At 64.7% G+C, this 4,169-nt stretch carries 5 protein-coding genes; 3 read left to right on the top strand and 2 right to left on the bottom strand.

What is annotated here, in order from left to right:
- Both EN932_RS30575 and EN932_RS30570 read right to left on the bottom strand, forming a co-directional pair.
- Positions 1–545, bottom strand: a 545-nt coding sequence (locus EN932_RS30575; RefSeq protein WP_128369314.1) for an SDR family NAD(P)-dependent oxidoreductase, incomplete at its 3' end; no start/stop codon positions are given.
- A complete protein-coding gene (locus EN932_RS30570) occupies positions 542–1,396 on the bottom strand; it encodes an NAD(P)-dependent oxidoreductase (protein WP_128369313.1) in 855 nt (284 codons plus the stop codon). The genes EN932_RS30575 and EN932_RS30570, both read right to left, overlap by 4 nt.
- 232 nt (positions 1,397–1,628) lie before the next feature.
- On the opposite strand from EN932_RS30570, the gene EN932_RS30565 reads away from it, so the two are divergent.
- From EN932_RS30565 to EN932_RS30555, 3 genes are all read left to right on the top strand, one after another.
- Entirely contained in the window at positions 1,629–2,273 is a 645-nt protein-coding gene (locus EN932_RS30565; RefSeq protein ID WP_063173769.1) for an isochorismatase family cysteine hydrolase, read from the top strand.
- 48 nt (positions 2,274–2,321) lie between these two features.
- On the top strand, positions 2,322–2,873 hold the full coding sequence (locus EN932_RS30560) for a MarR family winged helix-turn-helix transcriptional regulator (RefSeq protein ID WP_024502291.1): 552 nt from the start codon (positions 2,322–2,324) through the stop codon (positions 2,871–2,873).
- A gap of 101 nt (positions 2,874–2,974) precedes the next feature.
- The gene (locus EN932_RS30555; RefSeq protein ID WP_245460996.1) at positions 2,975–4,111 is read left to right on the top strand and encodes an amidohydrolase family protein; all 1,137 of its coding nucleotides are present in this window, start codon (positions 2,975–2,977) and stop codon (positions 4,109–4,111) included.
- Positions 4,112–4,169 lie beyond the last annotated feature (58 nt).

Genomic DNA, 4,169 nt, shown 5'->3' with positions numbered 1-4,169 from the left:
GCATTGACGCGTATGCCGTAGGGCGCGGCATCGAGCGCCGCAACCCGCGTCAGGCCGACCACGCCGTGTTTGGAAGCGACATAGCCGGCACCGCCCGAAAGGACGTCCCAACCGGCCATGGATGAGCCCATGTTGACGATCGAGCCACCGGTCCCCGCCTTGATCATCGCCCGAAGCGATGCCTGCAGGACGAGGAAGATACCGCGCAGATTGATACGGATGGTCGTATCCCAGTCCTCGACCGGCAGGTCGTGAACGGGAGCGACGACGCCGGAAATGCCGGCATTGTTGAACACCGCGTCGAGGCCGCCGAACGTCTCGACGGTCGCCTCGACGGCGCGCCGCACATCCGCTTCATCGCTGACGTCGGCTTCGATGGCAATGGCGTTTTCACCCAGTGAGCGAGCCAGTTGCTGCGCCGCCGCGCCATTGCGATCGACAATGGCGACGCGCGGGCCTTCGTCAAGGAAACGCCGCACCGCCGCGCCGCCGATCGCGCCGGCGCCGCCAGTGACAAGGATCTTCTTCTGGTCGAATCGTTTCATCCCCCGGTCTCCGGCTTTGGATAGGAACGCCATGAATATTGTGGTTCGAAGCCGATCGTTTCGCGCGCATGGACCGTGTCGAGCACGGCGCCAAAGCCGGCGATCGGCCGCGATAGAGCGACATCGGGATAGACCCGGCGCACGAGCGCTTCGGTTTCCTCTTCCATGAAGGTGTCGGCGGCGCTGAGCAGGACGCGCAGATGGCCGTCGCCTTGCCATTCAAGCGCCCGCAGGAAGCCCTGCCCGGCGTCGCGCGCGTCGAGATAGGCCCACAGGTCGCGGGCACTGTCGGCCGTGGCGCGGCGCGGCCCGACGCCCTCGAAAACTGAACCCGGCGTCTGGATCCACGGCATGCGGATACTGACCGCCGAAAAGGCGCCGCGGCGCACCGCCGCGTCGACGATTTCCTCGCCCAGCCATTTCGACAGGCCGTACGGATCCTGCGCGCCGGCCGGGTGGTCCAGGTCGACCGGCAGATAGGGCGGCCGCACAGGTTTTTCGAAAAAGGGATAGCCGAAGACGCTGAAGGATGAGGCATAGATGAAGCGCCTAGCGCCGGCCATGGCGGCTGCCTCGACCACATTGTAGGCGGTCGCGATGTTGGTCTTGAACACCTCGCCGCCGGCCCGGCCGGTCGGCCGCGGAATGGCCGCGACATGCACAACGGCATCGCAATCGCGCACCAGCTGCAGTGTCGATCCCAGATCGGTCAAATCGGCGGTTGCGTGGCGCCATGCGACCTCACCCGGTACCACGGCATCGACACCAAGCACATCGTGGCCGGCCGCAACCAGAGCCTCGGCCACATGGCGGCCAAGCAGGCCGCTGGCTCCGGTGACGATGGTTTTCATATCTCGGCCTCGGCTCCGCAATTCAGCGGCTTGAATATCATTGATGGTCATACAAATCGAGCACATGCCTGACAAGCGTTGTCAAGGCCATTTCGCGATGGGCAAATAGCGCATACGCTTGTCGGAGCGCGGTGCGCAAGGCCGACCAGCACGCTTTGCGTCGAACGGGATTGACTTGGCATCCACTAGGGTTTTTTGTATGAGCATCAACGATCGGTCAAAGGAGCTCGCCATGTCCGTGGACAGTTTTTCCTCACATCGGCACGATGATGCGGTGCGCCTCGATCCACGCCGTGCAGCCGTTATCGTCATCGATATGGTCAATGAGTTCTGCAAGCCCGGCGGGGCCATGGTCCTGCCTGGGTACGAGACGCTGGTCGCGCCGCAACTGGCCGTGATCGAGGCCGCGCGCGCCGCCGGCGTGCCGGTGATCTGGGTCCATGACAGCCACCGGCCGGGCATGCGACGCGAGCGCGAATGGCTGAAGCGCACACCGCATTGCCTGGATGGAAGCTGGGGGCCGGAGATCATCGAGGATCTCGGCGCCCGCGATGATGAGATCCATGTCATCAAGCGGCGCTACTCGGCCTTCTTTCAAACCGACCTCGACCTGACGCTGAAAGACATGCAGGTCGACCAGTTGGTCATTTTCGGCGTGGTCACCAACATCTGCGTGCGCTCGACCGTCCATGACGCCTTTTTCCAGGGCTATGAGGTGGTGGTGCCAAGCGATTGCTGCGCAGCAACGGGACCCCGCGAGCAGGAAAGCTCGCTCTACGACATAGCGACCCATTTCGGCGTGGTCAGCGATTCGGCTGATGTCGTCGCAGCCCTCCGCGACGGGACGTCGCTTCAACCAGCGGAGGTCGCGGCTTGAGCTTTTCCAAACCGGCGACATCCGAGACAGCGGCGATAGGAGTCCGGTGTGACGACTGAAAAGAAACCGCAATCCGAAAAAGGCGCGACCTCGAAAACGCCGAGCGGCGATGCACCCCCGAGCCGCGAGCAAGTGCTGCAGCAATACGCCGAGACCGGCTATGAACTGGACCGTCACCCGGCGCACGTCATCCGCCGGGCGCATCAGCGCGCGACACTGCGCTTCCAGCAGGTCATGGCCGGCGAAGACCTTTCGCCAACGCAATTCGCGGCGCTCGCCACGATCCTCAAGCATGGCGAAGTCTCGCAGAACCATCTCGGCCGGCTGACGGCGATGGACCCGTCGACCATCAGCATCGTCATGCGTAAACTGCTCAAACACGGGCTGATCACGCGCAGCGCCTCCGAAACCGACCAACGCCTGACGATGATCGCGCTGACCAGCAAAGGGACCGACTATACGCTGGAGCGGCTCGAACGCAGCGTCGAGGTCGGGCGGCGGTTCCTGTCGCCGCTCTCCCCGGCTGAGCAGGCGACGCTGCTTCGCCTGCTCCAGCGCATCAATGACGACGATCCAACGAATGGCGACGGCGGCAAATAAGCCTCGTCCAGTCCTTTTTTCCATAACAGCAAAAGTGAGAACCGGTGTCGTCCGACCTCCAGTCGTCTGCCAACACGCTCGTCGTCCGCAATATCGGTCTCATGCTGAGCGGCGATCTCGCACAACCGATCATCGACGCCGACACCATCGTCGTGAGCGATGGACGCATATCAGGCATTGGCAAGGCAGGCGACATTGATGGCGGCAGCGCGGCGACGATCATCGATGCGATGGGCTGTGCGGTCGCGCCGGGTCTTATCGACAACCACGCCCATCCGGTGGCCGGCGACTGGACGCCCCGGCAGAACCAGATCGGCTGGATGGATTCGACCGTGCATGGCGGCGTCACCACGATCATTTCGGCTGGCGAGGTCCACACACCGGGCCGACCGCGCGATCTTGTCGGGCTGAAGGCGTTGGCGATCGCGGCGCAGCGCACCTTCTCCAACTTCCGTCCGAACGGCATGAAGATCCTGGCCGGGGCACCGATCCTGGAACCCGGCCTTACCGAGGAAGACTTCCGCAGTCTCGCCGAGGCCGGCGTGACGCTTGTCGGCGAAGTCGGGCTTGGCGGCGTCAAGGATGGGCCGACCGGCCGGAAGATGATCGCCTGGGCGCGCAAATACGGCATGACCTCGATGACCCACACGGGCGGCCCGTCGCTGCCCGGCTCCGGCCGCATCGGCGCGGATGTCGTGCTGGAGGTCGACGCCGACATCGTCGCCCACGTCAATGGCGGGCCAACCGCCCTGCCCGAGGCGGAAATACGTCAGATCTGCGAGAAGGGTTCGAGGGCGCTTGAAATCGTCCATAACGGCAATTTGCGCACCGGACTGTTCGTGCTCGACCTGGCAAGGCAGCGCGGCGAACTTTCGCGCGTCATCCTCGGCACCGACAGCCCGGCCGGATCCGGCGTGCAGCCGCTCGGCATCCTGCGAACCCTGACCATGCTGGCTTCGCTGGGCGGTATTGCACCGGAAGTGGCGTTCTGCCTTGCCAGCGGCAACACGGCGCGCGTGCGCGGACTGGACGATCGCGGTTTGATCGAGGTCGGTCGCGCCGCCGACCTGATCTTCATGGATCAGGCGATCGGCGGCGCCGGCGACGGGCTGCTCGACAGCGTGGCGCTCGGCAATCTTCCAGGCATTGGAATGGTCGTCATCGACGGCGTGGTGCGGACCGGCCGGAGCCGCAACACCCCGCCGGCGATGCGGGTGCCGGAAGTCCTGGCGGCCTGACGGTCAGCCGACGCCGTCAATGCCGACAATCTTGTCCTTGGTCAGCCCGCCGACGCGC

Source organism: Mesorhizobium sp. M7A.F.Ca.US.002.01.1.1 (assembly GCF_004022955.1).
Lineage (GTDB): Bacteria > Pseudomonadota > Alphaproteobacteria > Rhizobiales > Rhizobiaceae > Mesorhizobium > Mesorhizobium ciceri.
Note: the sequence above shows the minus strand (reverse complement) of the source record. Positions and strands in the feature narration are given on the sequence as shown.